Annotated in this window: 17 protein-coding genes; 1 reads left to right on the top strand and 16 read right to left on the bottom strand. The window is 47.1% G+C overall.

The window, feature by feature from the left end:
- Positions 1-5: 5 nt before the first annotated feature.
- The gene (gene priB, locus WH43_RS06935; protein WP_053423902.1) at positions 6-311 is read right to left on the bottom strand and encodes a primosomal replication protein N; all 306 of its coding nucleotides are present in this window, start codon (positions 309-311) and stop codon (positions 6-8) included.
- 7 nt (positions 312-318) lie between these two features.
- The gene (gene rpsF, locus WH43_RS06930) at positions 319-696 is read right to left on the bottom strand and encodes a 30S ribosomal protein S6 (protein WP_046520104.1); all 378 of its coding nucleotides are present in this window, start codon (positions 694-696) and stop codon (positions 319-321) included.
- A gap of 231 nt (positions 697-927) precedes the next feature.
- Between rpsF and WH43_RS06925 the strand changes: the two genes are divergently transcribed.
- Positions 928-2,292, top strand: coding sequence for a class II fumarate hydratase (locus WH43_RS06925; protein ID WP_053423901.1), 1,365 nt, complete (start codon positions 928-930; stop codon positions 2,290-2,292).
- A gap of 39 nt (positions 2,293-2,331) precedes the next feature.
- Here the strand turns inward: WH43_RS06925 and rlmB are convergent, their stop codons facing one another.
- From rlmB to tsaE, 14 genes are all read right to left on the bottom strand, one after another.
- On the bottom strand, positions 2,332-3,066 hold the full coding sequence (gene rlmB / locus WH43_RS06920; protein ID WP_053423900.1) for a 23S rRNA (guanosine(2251)-2'-O)-methyltransferase RlmB: 735 nt from the start codon (positions 3,064-3,066) through the stop codon (positions 2,332-2,334).
- Between the two features lie 99 nt (positions 3,067-3,165).
- Positions 3,166-5,598 carry a ribonuclease R gene (gene rnr / locus WH43_RS06915; RefSeq protein WP_053423899.1) on the bottom strand — a complete coding sequence of 811 codons (2,433 nt, stop codon included), beginning with the start codon at positions 5,596-5,598 and terminating at the stop codon, positions 3,166-3,168.
- Between the two features lie 57 nt (positions 5,599-5,655).
- The gene (locus tag WH43_RS06910; protein ID WP_053423898.1) at positions 5,656-6,273 is read right to left on the bottom strand and encodes a tetratricopeptide repeat protein; all 618 of its coding nucleotides are present in this window, start codon (positions 6,271-6,273) and stop codon (positions 5,656-5,658) included.
- Between the two features lie 324 nt (positions 6,274-6,597).
- The gene (locus tag WH43_RS06905) at positions 6,598-7,896 is read right to left on the bottom strand and encodes an adenylosuccinate synthase (RefSeq protein WP_053423897.1); all 1,299 of its coding nucleotides are present in this window, start codon (positions 7,894-7,896) and stop codon (positions 6,598-6,600) included.
- 133 nt (positions 7,897-8,029) lie between these two features.
- The gene (locus tag WH43_RS06900; protein WP_053423896.1) at positions 8,030-8,218 is read right to left on the bottom strand and encodes a DUF2065 domain-containing protein; all 189 of its coding nucleotides are present in this window, start codon (positions 8,216-8,218) and stop codon (positions 8,030-8,032) included.
- A complete protein-coding gene (locus tag WH43_RS06895) occupies positions 8,219-9,382 on the bottom strand; it encodes an aminotransferase class V-fold PLP-dependent enzyme (RefSeq protein ID WP_053423895.1) in 1,164 nt (387 codons plus the stop codon).
- Positions 9,383-9,486: 104 nt separating this feature from the next.
- Entirely contained in the window at positions 9,487-10,371 is an 885-nt protein-coding gene (hflC, locus tag WH43_RS06890) for a protease modulator HflC (protein ID WP_053423894.1), read from the bottom strand.
- A gap of 3 nt (positions 10,372-10,374) precedes the next feature.
- Positions 10,375-11,532: an FtsH protease activity modulator HflK gene (gene hflK, locus WH43_RS06885; protein WP_053423893.1), complete on the bottom strand. Its 1,158-nt coding sequence runs from the start codon at positions 11,530-11,532 to the stop codon at positions 10,375-10,377.
- A 71-nt stretch (positions 11,533-11,603) separates the two neighbouring features.
- Positions 11,604-12,890: a ribosome rescue GTPase HflX gene (gene hflX, locus WH43_RS06880; protein WP_053423892.1), complete on the bottom strand. Its 1,287-nt coding sequence runs from the start codon at positions 12,888-12,890 to the stop codon at positions 11,604-11,606.
- Positions 12,891-12,906: 16 nt separating this feature from the next.
- The gene (gene hfq / locus WH43_RS06875) at positions 12,907-13,164 is read right to left on the bottom strand and encodes an RNA chaperone Hfq (protein ID WP_053423891.1); all 258 of its coding nucleotides are present in this window, start codon (positions 13,162-13,164) and stop codon (positions 12,907-12,909) included.
- Between the two features lie 96 nt (positions 13,165-13,260).
- Entirely contained in the window at positions 13,261-14,181 is a 921-nt protein-coding gene (miaA, locus tag WH43_RS06870) for a tRNA (adenosine(37)-N6)-dimethylallyltransferase MiaA (protein ID WP_053423890.1), read from the bottom strand.
- Positions 14,171-15,916: a DNA mismatch repair endonuclease MutL gene (mutL, locus tag WH43_RS06865; RefSeq protein WP_053423889.1), complete on the bottom strand. Its 1,746-nt coding sequence runs from the start codon at positions 15,914-15,916 to the stop codon at positions 14,171-14,173. Before mutL ends, miaA begins: the two co-directional genes overlap by 11 nt.
- Positions 15,916-17,364: an N-acetylmuramoyl-L-alanine amidase gene (locus WH43_RS06860; RefSeq protein WP_082335708.1), complete on the bottom strand. Its 1,449-nt coding sequence runs from the start codon at positions 17,362-17,364 to the stop codon at positions 15,916-15,918. Before WH43_RS06860 ends, mutL begins: the two co-directional genes overlap by 1 nt.
- Positions 17,361-17,846 (bottom strand): tRNA (adenosine(37)-N6)-threonylcarbamoyltransferase complex ATPase subunit type 1 TsaE, encoded by a 486-nt coding sequence (tsaE, locus tag WH43_RS06855; protein WP_053423887.1) that lies wholly within the window; start codon positions 17,844-17,846, stop codon positions 17,361-17,363. The genes WH43_RS06860 and tsaE overlap by 4 nt, the downstream gene beginning before the upstream one ends.
- Positions 17,847-17,968 lie beyond the last annotated feature (122 nt).

The raw sequence follows: 17,968 nt of genomic DNA, 5'->3' as shown, positions 1-17,968 counted from the left end.
TTCTCCTAACTTAATATTTCAATCTGTTGGGCATGCAACACCAGTTTAGACTGACCGCTGCGGCTCAGATGACGGTTTAAAAAACCTGACACCCGAACTTTGTTTCCCAGTTTCAAATTGTGAGTTTGTTGCGCTAACCCGGCTCCGGCACAGACTACTTGTAGCCTGACATAAGCCTGACGGTTAAAACCGGCTTCCTGCTGCACCGATTGGTGCTCAATCACTAAATAACTGTGAGGAATACCGGCCGGACTTTCGCTGTGGTCGACCTGACGGCAAATAGTGCCAGTCACGACCAGGCTATTGTCCATCTGCAAATTACTCGTCGTTTGCTACCAGCTCATCTGAATCACGAGGAGCACGGTCACGACGTTCTTCACGTACCTTAGCCATTGGTGATGGCTCAGTCACTGCAGTGTTAGTGCGCATGATCAGGTTACGCAATACAGCGTCGTTGAAGCGGAAGTTAGTTTCCAGCTCGTCAATTACTGCCTGTGGCGCTTCTACGTTCATCAGAACATAGTGAGCTTTGTGCAGCTTTTCGATTGGATAAGCTAATTGACGACGGCCCCAGTCTTCTAAGCGGTGAATTGAACCACCAGCTTCTTTGATCGCGCCAGTGTAACGCTCGATCATTCCTGGAACTTGTTCACTTTGATCTGGGTGAACCATAAACACGATTTCGTAATGACGCATTGTAGCTCCTTACGGTTAGTTAGCCTCGGGTGAGCTCGGCCAGACTCGCATAGAGGCAAGGAACGTTCTGGATGGCCGAAGGGGCGGTATTCTAGGGGTTTCTTGCTGTTAAAACAAGCAGCAATACAGATTTTTATTAGGCTAGAGTGTCAATTCAACCTGAATATTGCTTTTTATCTGAAGCGGCCCCATAACATTTCTCAATGGTCAGGAAATAAGCGGGAATTAGGCATGGGTTTCAGAACTGAACGCGACAGTATGGGTGAAGTACAACTACCAGCCGAAGCCTTGTATCAGGCGCAAACGCAGCGCGCTTTGGATAACTTTCAAATAAGCACTTTGACTATGCCTCCGGCTTTTATTAAAGCTGTGCTTAGAGTGAAACAAGCTGCAGCTGCCGCCAATCTTGAGCTGAAGTTACTGCAGCCAGAAATTGCTTCGGCGATCAATACTGCTGCAGAGCAGCAACTGCTTGAACTGGATATGGCGCACTACCCTATCGACCTGTTTCAGACAGGATCTGGCACCAGCACCAATATGAATGTGAATGAAGTACTGGCCACTTTAGCCAGTAAAAGTTCAGGCCTGGCTATTAGCCCTAACGATCATATTAATCTGGGCCAAAGCAGCAATGATGTCATTCCAACCGCCATTCATTTAAGTGCAGCTGTTGCCAATCATCAGTTGATTGAGACGCTGGTCAGGCTTGAAGCTGTGATAGCGACTAAAGCTCAAGAGGTTGGGCATATCGTCAAAACTGGCCGTACTCATTTAATGGATGCGATGCCTGTGACTTTTGCTCAGGTGTTATCCGGCTGGCAAGCCCAAATTGCCCATGCACGGCAGCAACTGGAGTTTGCCCAGCAACAAGTATTAGCGCTAGCTCAGGGCGGCACAGCAGTGGGTACTGGTGTGAACGCCCATCCGGATTTTGCCGCTCTGTTTTGTCAGAAGTTAAGTAACCAGACAGGTTTAGACTTCAGACCCAGCTCTAATTTCTTTTTCAGTTTAGGCTCGCAAGACGCTATTGTAGCTTTATCAGGTGCCACTAAAGTGCTGGCTGTAGCTTTAATGAAAATAGCCAATGACTTACGTTGGATGAACTCTGGCCCACTGGCGGGTTTAGGTGAAATAGCTCTGCCTGCGTTGCAACCCGGCTCTTCCATTATGCCCGGTAAAGTCAATCCGGTGATCCCAGAGGCTGTAGCCATGGTGGCGGCCCAGGTGATAGGCAACGATGCCACCATTACAGTGGCTGGTCAGTCGGGCAACTTTGAGCTGAATGTGATGTTGCCTGTGATAGCCCATAACATCTTACAAAGTCTGGAGCTGTTAAGTTCAGCAAGTTCTGTTTTAGGTGAAAAAGCCATAGCGGGATTTACGGTGCAGGAAGACAAAATAAACGAGGCGTTGTCGCGTAACCCTATTCTGGTGACGGCTTTGAATCCATTGATTGGGTATTTAAAAGCGGCGGATATTGCCAAACAGGCTTACAAAGAAAAGCGGCCTGTGATTGATGTGGCATTGGAGCAAACCAGTTATAGCAGAGCAGAGTTAGAAAAGTTATTGGATCCGGCCCTTTTAAGTCGGGGTTAAAAGTTGGGGGGCAATCTGCAAGGTCTGCCCCCCAACAGATTACTGGCGCTGACGCACAGCTTCAAATAAGCAGATACCGGTCGCGACCGATACGTTTAAGCTCGAGACCGAACCAAACATAGGGATTTTCATCAGCGAGTCACACAATTCGCGGGTCAGACGACGTAAACCATCCCCTTCAGCGCCCATGGCTATGGCCAGAGGGCCATTCAGTTTGGTTTGATAAATTGTCGTTTCAGTTTCACCTGCAGCGCCTACCACCCAAATACCAGCGTCTTTTAATTCACGAATAGTACGGGCTAAGTTAGTCACAGTGATGAAAGGCACGACTTCTGCGGCACCACAAGCCACTTTACGCACCACAGGAGTGACTTTGACTGACCTGTCTTTAGCTGCCACCACTGCATGCACACCGGCAGCATCGGCACTACGTAAAATAGCACCTAAGTTATGTGGGTCGGTAATGCCATCTAAAATCAGAATAAAAGGACTGGATTGTTCAGCGACAATACGGGCTAAATCCTGCTCATTGCCTGATTGCTGAGCACGGGCTTTAGCCACCACGCCCTGATGCTGCGCACCATTGACCTTTTCGTCTAAAGCACGACGGTTGCAGTACTGCACTGACACGCCAAAATCACGGGCGAATTTCAGCAACGGCTGTAAACGCTGATCGTCTTTGTCTTTTAAGATAAAAAGTTCAAGAACATCTTCCGGCGCACGTTCAAATAACGCACTTACCGCATGAATACCAAATACAAAATCTGCGCTCATCGCAACCTCTTTAAAAATGACCGAGCCCGGTAACACCGGGCTCAGTTTAACTATCGGCTAGTGTAGCAAAAACACCAGCGTCTTGCTGTTGTTACTTAGCTACTTACGCTTACGCGGTGCTTTACCTGGCCGCGGACCCGCAGGGCTTTTCGCTGCCGGACTTTTAGCCGCTGGCTTGCTACCTGCTGGTTTTTTCGCTGTAGGCTTTTTACCCGCTGGTTTCTTGCCCGCTTTAGCTGGAGCTGTCTGCTCAATACCGGCTTTACGGGCACCTTTTTTGCGCATCGAGGCTTTTTCTTCCGCTGGTGTCATAGCGGCCTTTTTGCTGGCACTGATTTTACGATTGGACGTCGTGCGTTTTTCCATGCCCACTATGCCTAAATCAATTTTGCGTGCTTCCAGGTTCACCGCCAGCACTTTGACTTCAATCAGGTCGCCCATACGGTATTGCACATTGCTATGCTCACCACGAAGCACCTGACGCTCAGTATCAAAATGGTAGTAGTCATTCTGAAGCGAAGTGACATGCACTAAACCTTCGATGTAAAGATCTGTGATCCGTACAAACAAACCAAAGTTAGTGACGGTCGACACCACACCTTTGAAGCTGTCGCCAATGTGATCCTGCATATACTCACACTTCAGCCAATCTGCGACTTCACGGGTTGCATCGTCAGCACGGCGTTCCGTCATTGAACATTGTTCACCCAAAGGATGAATTTGTTTTTCAGTGTAACCTTTAGGCCCGGTGACTTTCTGACCTTGAGTTTGCAAAATGGCTTTAATAGCACGGTGCAATACCAGATCCGGGTAACGACGAATAGGCGAGGTAAAGTGTGCATAAGCTTCTAACGCCAGACCAAAATGCCCCAGGTTATCGCCCTGATACACAGCCTGCTTCATTGAGCGCAGCATCGTGGTTTCAATCAGCTCTTTATCCGGTCTGTCCTGCAGTTTTTGCAAAGTCAGCATCAGATCCAAAGGTGTTGGTTCCACAGGCAGATTAGCTTCAATACCTAATTCAGCCAGGAAACGTCTGAAGTTGGCAAAACGATCGCCATCCGGGCGCTCATGCACACGGAACAAGGCAAAAGCCTCATGTTTTTCAATCAGCTTAGCGGCCGACACGTTGGCTAAAATCATACATTCTTCAATGATCTTATGCGCTTCGTTGCGGTGAATTGGCACTATCTGTTCAATTTTACGATGGCTGTTAAAGATAAAACGGGTTTCGACCGTTTCAAATTCAATAGCCCCCCGCTCGGCCCGCACTTTCGCCATTTGTTTATACAGCGAATACAGGTTATCGATATTGGTTAAGTTGGCTTCGTATTGCTGACGTAACTTCGGATCACCTTCTAATATGGCGTGAACCTTGTTGTAAGTCAGACGTGCACTGGAGTGCATCACGGCTTCATAGAACTGATAACCATCCAGTTTGCCTTGTTTACTGATATGCATTTCAGCAACAAAACACAGCCGGTCAGTGTGTGGATTCAATGAACATAAACCGTTGGATAACACTTCAGGCAGCATAGGCACTACATGGTCCGGGAAATACACCGAGTTACCACGGTCCAGCGCTTCTTTGTCCAGCGGAGTGTCTGGCAGCACATAAGCACTGACATCCGCTATAGCGACCCATAAATGCCAGCCACCATCGGCTTTGCGTTCACAATACACTGCGTCATCAAAGTCACGGGCATCTTCGCCATCTATAGTAATCAAACCCAATTGCGTTAAATCAACGCGGCCAGCTTTGGCTTCTTCCGGCACTTCAGTGCCATAACCTGCCACTTGCTGTTCAACAGCTTTGGAAAACTCGTGAGGGATCTGATGGTTACGAATAGCGATTTCGATTTCCATACCAGGCGCCATATGTTCGCCCAGCACTTCAATCACTTTACCTACGGCGTTTACTCTTTTGCTTGGACGTTGGCTGATTTCAACCAACACCACCTGACCATGACGCGCTGCGCCTTCTTCACCTGGTGGTATCACAATGTCCTGGCTCAGACGTGGATCGTCTGGTACCACCACACCTAGAGCAAAATCTTTAAAATAACGGCCTACTATAGGTTCATTACGAGGTTCTAAAATGCGGACTATGCGGGCTTCTACTTTGTCGCGGCTGGCAAAATCGCTTTTCGATGCCAGCACCACGTCGCCGTGCAGCAGACGTTTCATTTCAAAGTTAGGAATAAACCAGTCCGGACCACCTTGTTCCAGCTTTAAGAAGCCAAAACCATCGCGGTGTCCTAACACAGTACCTTTAACTAAATCCAGGTCGTCGACCAGACCATAACGTTTGCTTTTGTTAAACAGCAACTGGCCGTCACGTTCCATAGCACGCAGACGTTTTTTCAGCGCAAACATCGCCTCATCGTCTGTCAGCTTTAATTCAGCGGCCAACTCTTCAAAGTAGGCAGGTTGTTGCCGCTGCTTTAAGTGTTCGAGGATAAATTCCCGACTAGGGATAGGGTTTTCATATTTTTCTTGCTCACGCGCAAGATGCGGATCTTTGACCGTCATGTTTTCTCTTTTTCACTAATTCAGCCTGCAGTGTAGCAGTCGCAGGTGAATTTTTCACTACAATGGCCTTTTGGCCCTCGTTAGCGCAGCACCCGGCATTTTATTCGCCAGCTGAGCTAACAGCTGTTGCACCTCTTGGTGCGTTTTGGTGTCGGCGATCACAGAGTGATGCAGCCAACGGTAACAATCTTCCATATCCAAAGGACTGGCGTCGCCTTTGAGCAGCATTTGAGCAAAACGTATCTGCGCTTTTAAATTGCCTAAACCGGCAGCTTCCCGCAGATAGACCACAGCTTTGCTGTTGTCCCGCTGAACAAAACGGCCGGTATGATAATAACGCCCGACTTGCTCCAGCGCTTCAGGTAAGCCCTGAGATGCAGCTTGTTGCATTAAATCCCAGCCGCGTTCGACATCTTTTTTTACACAAACGCCAAAGGCCAGCATATCACCATATAAAAACTGGTAGGCCGGAACTTTCATCACATCAGCTCTGGCTTGAATATCATTCACCAGCTGACATTCGTCTTTTTGCACCCGCTGCAAATGCACATTTTGTTTAATTAAATCCAGCAGTTCGTCCTGAGTATACAACTGCACTACCGCCACTTCCTGCGCTATGACAGGCAAGTTAAGCAGCACCAGAACTGAACTTAAGACTAAAAAACAAAACTTCATAATTACCCCAGGCCATCGATATTTATACACGGATAGATAAAAAACATACAAAAATCAGGCCATCGCAAAAGACAGTGTTCTGACACCAGCATATCCCGTTTAGTTCGCAGAACAAAATAGTCATCAACGCTGCGGCTGCAAGTACGACATATCTATCCTCTAAGTAATTGCTGTTGCAGCTAGGCGACAAGAGTTCTAGTCCTCAGGAGCATAGTTCACTATGTGACTGGGGCTAGGACGTGAAGTCAACAACGCTGCGGCAGTAAGTACGACGAGGATAAAAAAAACGCTGCACATGGCAGCGTTTTTTCTACTTACCGCGGATTAAACGGCAAAAGGATGACGCAGCGTGATGGTCTGAATACGATCCGGGCCTGTTGAAATAATATCAATAGGTACACCAGTGATCTGTTCCAGACGAGTGATGTAGTTGCGAGCTTCTACTGGCAGGTCTTCCAGCTTCTGTACGCCAAAAGTGCTTTGGGTCCAGCCCGGCATTTCTTCAAAGACCGGAGTAACGATCTCGTACCCTTCAGCTGCCATTGGCGGCACGTCAGTGATAGAACCGTCAGCCGCTTTGTAGCCAATACAAATTTTGACCACACTTAAGCCATCTAATACGTCGAGTTTAGTTAAGCAGAATCCAGAGATACTGTTTAACTGCACAGCACGTTTCACTGCAACAGCATCAAACCAACCGCAACGGCGCTTACGGCCAGTGGTTGCGCCAAATTCATGGCCTTTCACACCTAAGTGTTCACCCACTTCGCAGTCCAGTTCTGTTGGGAACGGGCCTGAGCCTACGCGGGTGGTATAAGCTTTCACAATACCTAACACATAGTCTAAGTAACGTGGGCCAAAACCAGCACCAGTAGCAACGCCACCAGCAGTAGTGTTAGACGAAGTCACATAAGGGTAAGTACCGTGGTCAATGTCTAATAAAGTACCTTGGGCACCTTCAAACATGATTTCTTTACCAGCTTTACGGGCTTTATCCAGTAAATCGGTCACATCTACAACCATAGGCTTTAACACTTCAGCTATGGCTAAAGCACTGTCTAAAGTCGTTTGGAAATCAATCGCATCCACTTTGTAGTACTGAGTTAAAGTGAAGTTGTGCAAATCCATCAGAACTTTCAGCTTCTCAGCAAACAATTCAGGATTAAACAAATCACCTACACGCAGACCACGGCGCGCTACTTTGTCTTCATAGGCAGGGCCAATACCACGACCTGTAGTACCGATTGGCTTATCGCCACGGGCTACTTCGCGCGCTTTATCCAAAGCCACATGGAAAGGCAGGATTAACGGACAAGCTTCGCTCAACAACAGACGCTCTTTTACCGGAACACCTTTTTGCTCCAGCATCGCCATCTCTTTTAATAAAGCTTCAGGGGATAACACTACACCGTTACCGATCACACATTTTACGTTGGAGCGCAAAATGCCTGATGGGATCAAATGCAATACCGTTTTTTCACCGTCAATTACTAAGGTATGACCTGCGTTATGGCCGCCTTGATAGCGCACCACATAGCTGGCTTTGTCAGTTAATAAATCAACGATTTTACCTTTTCCTTCGTCACCCCATTGGGTTCCGAGTACGACAACGTTTTTGGCCATGGTTCCTACATCATGGAGAAAAATTAGGCGGGGATTCTACCAAATTAACAACCAAAGTTCAGCGCGATTAAGAAAAAAAAACCAGATATTTTCTTTCTGGTTCTTTTTCAATAACTAAGAGGGATAAAAATAGCTAAGAGGCAAAGAAAAACAGCAGCAAAATACCAGCAATCACCAGTGTTCCACCCACCTGCTGCATTTGAGCTGTGGGTTGTTCTGCGATTTTCTGCAGGTAAGAGCGCCACTTATTTGGAAATAACATCGGCCCCAGGCCTTCAATGATCAACACCAGCCCTAAAGCCGCCCACCAGTAGTCTGCCATTTAACGAATCTCCTTCAGGCAACTTAAGTTGTAGTCCGCCGCATTGTGGTACAAGGCAAAACCAAAACGCAGCCTGTCACCCCGGTAATCCGTTATGATGCCCTGCTGCTTTAATGCTGCAGCGATACGAGCCACATCATCAGCTGCAAAACGAAAAGTTAAAAACTGACCTTGTTGCTGATTTTGCTTATCCAGCAGATGAGCACGATTTAGCAGTGGATGCTGCATTTCATCTAATATGGCGAGGAAGCTGTGCTGCAGGCTTTGGATATAAGACTGCACTTTTTCAACCGTCAGGCTTTGCTGTTGGTACAAGTCAAAGACTGCCAACACCCGGTATAAAGCTGAACAATCCATAGTAGCACCGGCAAAACGATAACCATTGTTGGCGTATTGCACTTGTCCTTGTTTAGCCTTTGCCAGTTCACCAAATTCAGCAAACCAGCCGGTGTAAACAGGTCTGTGTTCACTGCCTTTCGGTACAGCCAGGAAACAACAGCCTTCGCCACCCTGCGCATATTTGTAACTGCCCGCCAGGTAAAAAATACGCTGTGCTATAGCCGATAAGTCGGTCGGCACCGCCATAAAACCATGATAGCCGTCTACGACTATCATTGCGTCTGTGACTTTATCCAGCTGTTGGACCAGACCAGTCAACTCCTTAACCCCCACTCCAGAGTTAAAAAACACTTGACTGAAAAATACCAGATCCGTCGGCTGAGCCGCCACAACTGCCGCAAAACGCTCTGGAAAAGTAGCAAAAGGCTCGGTCGGTACCCGAATGACATTAACTGTGTTTAGTTCTGACAAACGATTGATCTGACGATGAAAACTATGAAACTCGCTATCGGTAGTGACGACTGTTAGGGCTTTGGACCAGTCAAAGCAGCTTAATATCCGCATGACAAATTCGTGGGTATTGGGCGCAAACACTATTTGTTCTGCGTCAGGCAGCTTTAAAATTCGGGCTATGTGGTGCTGTACCGCAGGCACTTTATCACCAAACACCAGATCCCACTTATCATCCACCAGCCTGGCACTGTCATCCCAGTAAGCCAAAGTGGCGTCGCGGGTTACATCGGGCCAATAGTGATGGGAATGGCAGGCAAAATGTTGTTTATCCGGGTTGGCTTTTAAGAAGTGCTGATAAAACTGCTGATACATAGGAAGATCCTTACGAAAGACAACGCAGAGTAACCGAAAGCTATAGGAACAGAAAAGGCCCTTAAGGGCCTTTTCTTATTCAACAAAACAGTGCTGGTGTCAGCTTAGTTTTGCACTTTGTCCGACTTCATATAGCGGAAGAAGTCGTTATCTGGCTGGATCACCATCACGTCGTTTTTGTTCTGGAAGCTATTCTTATAGGCTTCTAAACTACGCACGAAACTGTAAAACTCACCATTTCTGCTGTACACATCCGCATAAACTTTAGCAGCAGCTGCATCACCTTCACCACGCACTGTACGTGAGTTACGTTCAGCATCCGCTACCATAATAGTCACACGGGCATCGACGTCCGCTTTGATAATTTCAGACTGTTCCATACCACGGCTACGGTGTTCTTTAGCCACTGCAGTACGTTCAGCACGCATACGCTGGAAAATAGAGTTACTGATTTCATCAGGTAAATTGATTTTTTTCACCCGAACGTCAAGTATATCTATACCTAACTCTTTTGAACCAGAAGCAGCCTGTTCCATTGCACGTTGCATCAGCTGAGTACGCTCACCCGATACAATTTCCTGAATGGTGCGGCTACCAAACTCAGTACGTAAACCGTTGTTGATGTACTGCTTTAACAGCACTTCAGCCTGAGACAAATTACCGCCAGTGGATAAGAAGTACTTACCAAAGTCGGCAATACGCCATTTCACATAGCTGTCGACCAATAAGTCTTTTTTCTCAGCGGTAACAAAACGGTCTGAAGACGGATCTGCCAGAGTTTGAATACGGGCATCCAGTTTACGAACGTTCTCAATCAGCGGCACTTTAAAATGCAGGCCAGGTTCAAACACCCGAACAGCTTCAGTGTCATCACGTTGAATTTTACCAAAACGAATGACAATGCCACGTTCGCCTTCAGGTACAACAAAGACTGAAGACACTGCAACAATACCCAGGATAGCGATTAAGGCTAATACTAAATTTTTCATCACTTAACCTCTGCCAGTTCTGGTGCTGTCTGCACGGCTTGCTTCAGGACGCAGATCCGGAGTTCTGCCCTCATTACCATTGGTTCTGTTTGGCGCTAATGGGTTCATCGCAGGAGCTTTGGTATCGCCACTGTTATTAATCATTTTGTCCAAAGGTAAATACATAATGTTATTACCATTTTTTACATCAACCAGTACTTTAGAGCTATTGCCGTATACCTGCTCCATTGTCTCTAAGTACATACGATCACGAGTCACTTGTGGCGCAGCCAGGTATTCAGGTAACAGTTTCTCGAAACGAGCCACTTCACCCTGAGCTTTTAACAAGGTCTGTTGTTTATAAGCTTCAGCTTCCTGCATCATCCGATTCACCTGACCACGGGCACGCGGTTCGATTTCACGGGCATAAGCTTCAGCCTCACGAATGTAACGTTGCTCATCTTCCTGCGCCGCTATCGCATCATCAAAAGCTTCTTTCACTTCTTCTGGTGGACGGGCATCACGGAAGTTGACATCCACTAATTCTAAACCCATGGCATAAGGAGAGATGATTTGTTCTAACTCAGTTCTGGTGTTTTGACGAATCACTTCACGGCCTTTGGTCAGTACATCATCCATAATGGAATGACCTACCACATAACGTAAGGCGGCGTCTGTCGCTTCACGTAAGCTGCTGTCTGCATCGACCACAGAGAACTTGTAAGCGCGGGCATCAAACACACGGTACTGGATTTCAAAAGTGACACGGACCAGGTTTTGATCCTGAGTCAGCATAAAACCGTCGGTACGTAATGAACGCACGCTGGTCACATCCACCGGAGTGACTGTATCGATAAAAGTCGGTTTCCAGTGAATACCAGGCATCACTTCAGAGTGATACTGACCAAAACGTAAGATCAAACCCCGTTCTGATTCTTTAATGGTGTAAAAGCCACTAAAGGCCCAGACCAGTAAAGCTACCACAGCTATTAATATCAGTGCGGCTGAGCCACCACTGTTATTGCTGTTGCTGCTGGTGTTTTTATTGCCACCAAAGATACCACCGAACTTTTTGCTTAAGTTACGGAATACTTCATCTAAATCGGGCGGGCCCTGATCACGACCACCTTGTTTCCAAGGGTCGTTGTCTTTGCCATTATTGCCCGGCTCGTTCCAAGCCATGCTTCACTCCATCTCTAGTTGTGATATTGAAACTAATGTATCAAAAAAAGCTTCGTGCTGACGATAAAAAACTAAGGACTGACGATATAGTTTTGTAACAGTCCATCACTTTGTTTCAGTAAACGCGCCCACTGAGCTTTTGATAAGACGATTCTAAGCTGGGTTTCCCCCAGATCAGTAAAAGATTCTGTCTGAACCGCAGAGAGTTCGTGTAACCGAGCCCGCCATAGAGCGGCATCTGCAGGCAGTTTTAAATCCAGCTGCATATAGTCATCCGCCAGTCGTTCGCGGATCACCTGCAACAGCAACTCTATACCTAACCCCTGCTTCGCTGATATGTAGACGGCTATAGGTTCTGCTTGTTCATTGTATTCTATACGGGCTTGTTGCTCAGTCTGGTCAATTTTATTAAACACCAGTAACTGAGGCACCTGATCGGCGTCAATTTCATGTAACACCAGTTGCACTTGTTTGATATTGTCCGCCATCCGCTGGTCGGCTACATCTATCACATGCAGTTGCAAATCCGCATCCCGGCTTTCCTGCAAAGTGGATTTAAAAGCTGCCACTAAGTCATGAGGTAAATGACGGATAAAACCCACAGTATCGGCAAAGATAATAGAACCAAACTCTGGCAGTTTCACTTGCCGTAGTGTTGGGTCCAGCGTTGCAAACAGCTGATCGGCTGCATAAACATCCGCACTGGTCAGGCGATTAAATAAAGTAGATTTACCAGCGTTGGTATAGCCGACTAAAGACACTACAGGAATTTCAGCACGTTGTCTGGCCTTGCGGCCTTGCTCACGCTGTTTACCGACTTTATCCAGCTTCAGTAACAAAGCTGTGATTTTCTCCCGCACCAAACGCCTATCTGTTTCAAGACGGGTTTCACCCGGGCCTCTCATGCCAATGCCACCTTTTTGCCGCTCAGCATTGTCCCAGCCGCGCACTAAACGCGACGACAAATGTTTTAGCTGCGCCAGTTCAACCTGCAGTTTACCTTCGTAGCTGCGGGCGCGCTGGGCAAAAATATCCAGGATCAAGGTGGTACGATCAATAACCCGGCACTGACAAAGCAGTTCCAGGTTACGGGTTTGAGCAGGGGTTAAAGCGTGATTAAAAATAATCAGATCGACTTGTAGCTCAGCGACAGCTTGCGCTAGTTCTGCCGCTTTGCCACTGCCAAGAAAAAACTTAGCATCAATCGAACTACGGTTGGCGGTCATCACAGCACGTGATTGAACTCCAGCCGAGGACACAAGCATCTCCAGCTCCTGCAAATCTTCGCTGGCGCTGTCTTGTGAAAGATAGATATGCACAAGGATCGCTTGCTCGGCCACCATTTCGCTGTCAAACAAGCTTAAGAATTCCCGATTATTCCATCTCGTCCATTTCGCCTGTGCCTGTACCATGGCTAGCCATAGTATTGACAGCGCGAGCTGGGACTACAGTAGAAATGGCATGTTTGTAGACCATTTGGCTGACTGTGTTTTTCAGAAGGATCACAAATTGATCAAAAGACTCGATTTGTCCCTGCAATTTAATACCGTTCACCAGATAAATAGATACTGGGATACGCTCACGTCTTAAAGTATTTAAAAACGGGTCTTGTAACGATTGGCCCTTTGCCATTTTCGCTTTCCTTATTTCTAATTATGGTTCTCTATATATGGATTATTATATTATTTTCAAGTCGTTAAATAACAACTTTTTTTCAATTATCTTTAACTAGCTTAGCGAAGTTAAAATGGCTTGCAAGTTTTCGGCCTGTTTGTCTTCAGTTTTTAACCAATTTAATTCAGGCCAGCTGCGTAACCAGGTTAGTTGCCGTTTCGCCAGTTGACGAGTAGCGGCAATTCCCTGCTCGATCATCTCCAGCTCAGACAGCTGTCCTTGCAGGTGCAACCACATCTGACGGTAGCCCACACAACGCATCGAAGGTAAATCCAAATGCAAATCAGGTCGTTGCATCAGAGTTTTTACTTCTTCAGCAAAACCAGAAGCTAGCATTTGCCGGAATCTGACAGCTATACGTTGGTGAAGTTCAGAGCGATCTGTCGGATTGATAGCAAATTGTTGCACCTGATATGGAAAAGGCTCACCTTTTTGCTCTGTCAATTCAGTTAAACTCTTACCAGTTAACCGGTAGACCTCTACAGCCCTGTTGACCCGCTGTGGGTCATTCGGATGAATACGGGCCGCCGACACCGGATCAAACTCTGCCAATTGCTGATGCAAATAGCCCCAACCGTGCTCTGCCGCTTCAGTTTCAATCTGTTGCCGTATCTCCGGGTCCGCTTCAGGCAAAGGCGATATGCCCTGTAACAGAGTGCGGAAATACAACATAGTACCGCCAACCAGAATAGCGGTTTTCCCTCTGTTGTGAATATCAGCAATAAGTCGTAATGCGTCGTTACGAAAATCTGCAGCCGAATAAGCAAAAGCCGGATCCAGAATATCAATTAAGTGGTGAGGTGCGTCTAAAAGCTCGGCTGCAGTGGGTTTGGCGGTACCAATATCCATGCCCTTATAAATTAAAGCGCTGTCGACGCTAATCAATTCTGACGGGATGCTTTTATACAGATCTATGGCCAGTGCAGTTTTGCCACTGGCAGTAGGCCCCATTAAAAATATGACTTTAGGATCCATCTGAGTCCTGCAATAGCTGAATTGAAGCTGTTAAATCCAATGGCACGGCAGACCAATGTGGCCCTTGCTGACTTAACAATGGAAAATGTTTCATTAAAGCAGAGGCTAGCAGTAATTCTGAGCCTAATAACTGCTGCAACAATAAGCTTAGCAGTTGTATATCTTGCTGCTGTAACCAGCCTTGCCACCATAAAGGTAACCACTGCGCTACTGCACTTTGTCGCAACCAGGTCGGCACAGCTCTGACAATTAAAGTTTGATTACTGATTAAAAAATCAAAACCCAAATGGCTTAATAAATCCGCTTTGCTGAGCAACAACTCTTGCTCTGTTTGTTGTAGCGTTAAGCGTACTGGCATCAATAAAGGTAAAGGCTCTGCACCTTGTTCCAGCCATAATCTGGCGCTGCTCAGCGCTATATCGACTAACCAGAGTTGATCTGAGCCAGAGCAGAGCAAATAACGATTCTGGCTTATCAGAGCATCGTGTCGTACAACAGACACTGATTGCTCCACCCGCTGAGTTTTTTCAGCAAAGACCGGCCAGCTTTGTGCTGCAGGTTGTGCTACCGCAGGTCGATAAGGTTGACCTGCATAAGCTGAATGTCTGGCAGCATAAGAAGGAGCTGTGGCAGAACGCTGAACAGGTTCAGATCTGGTTTTTAGTGCTGAAGCTTCCGGCATAGCAAAGGCAGAAGGTTCTGCTGGTACTACAACCTCACGACTCTGTTGCTGCGGCTCTAACTGCAGTAACGCGTCAGTTAATGCCGAGGCAACAAAATCGTGTACTAAACGAGCCTGATGGAACCGAACTTCATGCTTGGCCGGATGCACATTGACATCCACCTGACGTGGATTAATGTCCAGATAGAGTACAAAAGCCGGTTGCTGTTCAGCACTTAGCATAGAGCCATAAGCCTGACGTATCGCATGATTGAGTAACTTATCTTTCATCATACGGCCGTTGACATAGCTGTACTGACATTGCAGTTGCTCTTTACAGGCTGAGGGTTGCAACACCCAGCCCCAAAGCTTTAAGTCGTCATAAGCGACTTCAACAAAAGCAGCCTGTTCCAGAAAGTTTTTGCCACACAAAGCGGCTACGCGTTTTTGCTGCGCTTCGCGGCTATCGGCTTTTTTCAGCTGTCGTACTGTTTGACCGTTATGAATTAAAGTCCAACTGACATCAAAACGGCTTAATGCTAAACGTTTCACCAACTCATCAATATGCGCAAACTCGGTTTTGTCGCTGCGCAAAAACTTACGCCGGGCCGGAGTATTAAAAAACAGATCCAGCACTTCAATACTACTGCCATCCGGATGAGCTGCAGGTTTAATTTGTACCTGCATATCACGGCCCTCGGCACAGGCTTGCCAGGCTTTATCCTGAGCCGCTGGTTTTGACGTTAACGTCAGACGGGAAACAGAGCTGATAGAAGCCAAAGCTTCCCCCCTGAAGCCCAGACTGACTATTTGTTCCAAATCATCCAGAGAGCTTATTTTACTGGTGGCATGTCGACTTAGAGCCAGGCCTAACTCAGCTTCAGCTATGCCAGAGCCATTATCACGAATAAGGATTTTTTTGCTGCCACCACGCTCAATCTCAATCAGAATTTGATCGGCACCAGCATCCAGGCTGTTTTCGACCAGCTCTTTGACGACAGAGGCAGGACGTTCTACCACTTCGCCTGCAGCAATCTGGTTAGCCAGTTGAGGAGGTAAAATTTGAATAGGCATCAGGGGATCCGCAATACCTGACCAATCAGAATGTTGTCACTTTTCAGATTATTGTGCCTGCGAAGTTCAGCCATGCTGACTCCATACTGTTTCGCCACTCTGGATAAAGACTCACCCCGTTTTACTTTATGAGTCCGATTGCTCATTGCAGGGACAGCTGATGATCGTCTGTGTGTGGAGGGCATCACACTAGGCACTGAGCGGCCATTATTTTTATGGGCGGCAAATAATGAATCCGCTGGCGGTGATTTTTCAAAATAACCTTTGATAGCCCGAAACATAGCCAACGCCAGCTTGTGTTGATGATTTGAATCTTTCAGTAAACGTTCTTCGTTGTAGTTCGATATAAAACCTGTTTCAAACAGAATGGATGGAATATCTGGCGCCTTTAACACAGCCAGACTGGCAGCCTGCGGCTCCTTTTTATGTAAGTGGGCTATGGGTGCTACTTCACGTAATATCTCTTTCGCTACTTCAAACCCAGTGACCATCGAATGATTCATCGACAAATCCAGTACGGTTTGTGCCAGATACCGTTCGTTAGCCGAGTCTTTAATGACTTCGGCCACACCACCTAATAACTCTGAATGTTGTTCGGTTTGTTCCAGCATCCGTCCCACTTCGGTCGTAGCGCGGCGCATCGACAACACCCAGACCGATGCGCCATGAGCTTTGCGGTTTTGTACAGCGTCTGCGTGCACCGAAATCAATAAATCAGCTTGTTTTTGACGAGCGATATCCGGTCTTTTATTTGGGTGAATATAGTAATCACCGGTACGGGTTAGCACAGCTTTTAAGCCAGGTTGCTTATTGATCATATCGGCTAACTGGCGCGATATAGATAGAGTAATATTTTTCTCATAGGTGCCTTTAGGTCCGACCGCTCCCGGATCCTGACCACCGTGCCCTGCATCAATAGCGATAATAATATCCCGCCCTGTCGCTTTGCTATGGAGCGTACTTTGAGGCGCTGAGCTTACAGGCTGAGACACCACGGCTTGTGGTCGTGACGAAGTCACTGAGGTAACAGGCGCTGTCTGATTGGACGCAGCGACAACACCTTGCGCTTTTATATCTACTACCAGACGATGGCCATAAGGCGGTGAAGGTGGCAAAGAAAAAATACTGTCATTGACCGGAAAAGCCAGTTCGATCACCACGGCAGTAGCCGCACTTGGTGTTCTGCTGGCATAAACCCGCTTGACCAGAGGTGAGTCCCCACTGACAGTGCCTATGTTCAAGCTAGTGACACCAGCAAGCTCTATTTCCAGTCGACTTGGGTTACTTAAGCGTTTTACTTTGTGTGTGGGGGCATTGGCCAAATCTAACACCAATCGGGTATTGTCAGGCGCATGCCAAATGCGCACACCTTTGACACTGTTCACTGCCCAGCTTTGGCTGGACACAAGTAACAGCAGCAGAGCAACAATTCTGAGTGTCAGACTCATTGAGCCTGCTCCCATGCCAACTTAATAGCGTTCAACCACAGCACAGCATCAGGCTGATTTGCCGTTACACACAACTGACGCTGATTTTGATCGATCTGTAACTGCAGATCCAGATCAGCATCCGCCAATAAACCATAACCTCGTTCAGGCCACTCAATAAGACACAAGTTGCCTTTGGAGAAATAGTCGCGAATCCCCATAAACTCCAGCTCTTCCGGGTCGCGAAGACGATACAAATCAAAGTGAAAGACCTGCTGTTCAGCAATAGTGTAGGGTTCAACCAAGGTATACGTAGGGCTTTTCACATTGCCCTGATGTCCCATAGCCTGCAACAAACCACGACTAAAGGTGGTTTTACCTGCCCCTAAATCACCCTGCAAATACACTACTGCTCCATGGCGTAAATGGGGTGCAAATAAGGCGGCCAATGCCAAAGTAGCGGCTTCATCCGCTAAATGAAAAATGTAGCTTTGAGCTGTCATCTGTACCTAAGCTGAGTGATCTCAGTCGTCACAATTTTTTAAGCGCACGTGCTGTTTGACTACAGCAGATGAATTGACCGCTATGCTAACAAAAACAGCGCAGTGCAGCCAGTTTCTTCTGA

The organism is Rheinheimera sp. KL1 (assembly GCF_001275035.1).
Taxonomy (GTDB): domain Bacteria; phylum Pseudomonadota; class Gammaproteobacteria; order Enterobacterales; family Alteromonadaceae; genus Pararheinheimera; species Pararheinheimera tangshanensis.
The sequence above is the reverse complement of the archived record's forward strand: the minus strand, read 5'-3'. Positions and strand labels throughout refer to the sequence as shown.

What these genes read in the sequence shown, in the direction of transcription:
- priB (WP_053423902.1), bottom strand. Translation starts at nt 311, where the DNA reads ATGGACAATAGCCTGGTCGTGACTGGCACTATTTGCCGTCAGGTCGAC.
- rpsF (WP_046520104.1), bottom strand. Translation starts at nt 696, where the DNA reads ATGCGTCATTACGAAATCGTGTTTATGGTTCACCCAGATCAAAGTGAA.
- WH43_RS06925 (WP_053423901.1), top strand. Translation starts at nt 928, where the DNA reads ATGGGTTTCAGAACTGAACGCGACAGTATGGGTGAAGTACAACTACCA.
- rlmB (WP_053423900.1), bottom strand. Translation starts at nt 3,066, where the DNA reads ATGAGCGCAGATTTTGTATTTGGTATTCATGCGGTAAGTGCGTTATTT.
- rnr (WP_053423899.1), bottom strand. Translation starts at nt 5,598, where the DNA reads ATGACGGTCAAAGATCCGCATCTTGCGCGTGAGCAAGAAAAATATGAA.
- WH43_RS06910 (WP_053423898.1), bottom strand. Translation starts at nt 6,273, where the DNA reads ATGAAGTTTTGTTTTTTAGTCTTAAGTTCAGTTCTGGTGCTGCTTAAC.
- WH43_RS06905 (WP_053423897.1), bottom strand. Translation starts at nt 7,896, where the DNA reads ATGGCCAAAAACGTTGTCGTACTCGGAACCCAATGGGGTGACGAAGGA.
- WH43_RS06900 (WP_053423896.1), bottom strand. Translation starts at nt 8,218, where the DNA reads ATGGCAGACTACTGGTGGGCGGCTTTAGGGCTGGTGTTGATCATTGAA.
- WH43_RS06895 (WP_053423895.1), bottom strand. Translation starts at nt 9,382, where the DNA reads ATGTATCAGCAGTTTTATCAGCACTTCTTAAAAGCCAACCCGGATAAA.
- hflC (WP_053423894.1), bottom strand. Translation starts at nt 10,371, where the DNA reads ATGAAAAATTTAGTATTAGCCTTAATCGCTATCCTGGGTATTGTTGCA.
- hflK (WP_053423893.1), bottom strand. Translation starts at nt 11,532, where the DNA reads ATGGCTTGGAACGAGCCGGGCAATAATGGCAAAGACAACGACCCTTGG.
- hfq (WP_053423891.1), bottom strand. Translation starts at nt 13,164, where the DNA reads ATGGCAAAGGGCCAATCGTTACAAGACCCGTTTTTAAATACTTTAAGA.
- miaA (WP_053423890.1), bottom strand. Translation starts at nt 14,181, where the DNA reads ATGGATCCTAAAGTCATATTTTTAATGGGGCCTACTGCCAGTGGCAAA.
- mutL (WP_053423889.1), bottom strand. Translation starts at nt 15,916, where the DNA reads ATGCCTATTCAAATTTTACCTCCTCAACTGGCTAACCAGATTGCTGCA.
- WH43_RS06860 (WP_082335708.1), bottom strand. Translation starts at nt 17,364, where the DNA reads ATGAGTCTGACACTCAGAATTGTTGCTCTGCTGCTGTTACTTGTGTCC.
- tsaE (WP_053423887.1), bottom strand. Translation starts at nt 17,846, where the DNA reads ATGACAGCTCAAAGCTACATTTTTCATTTAGCGGATGAAGCCGCTACT.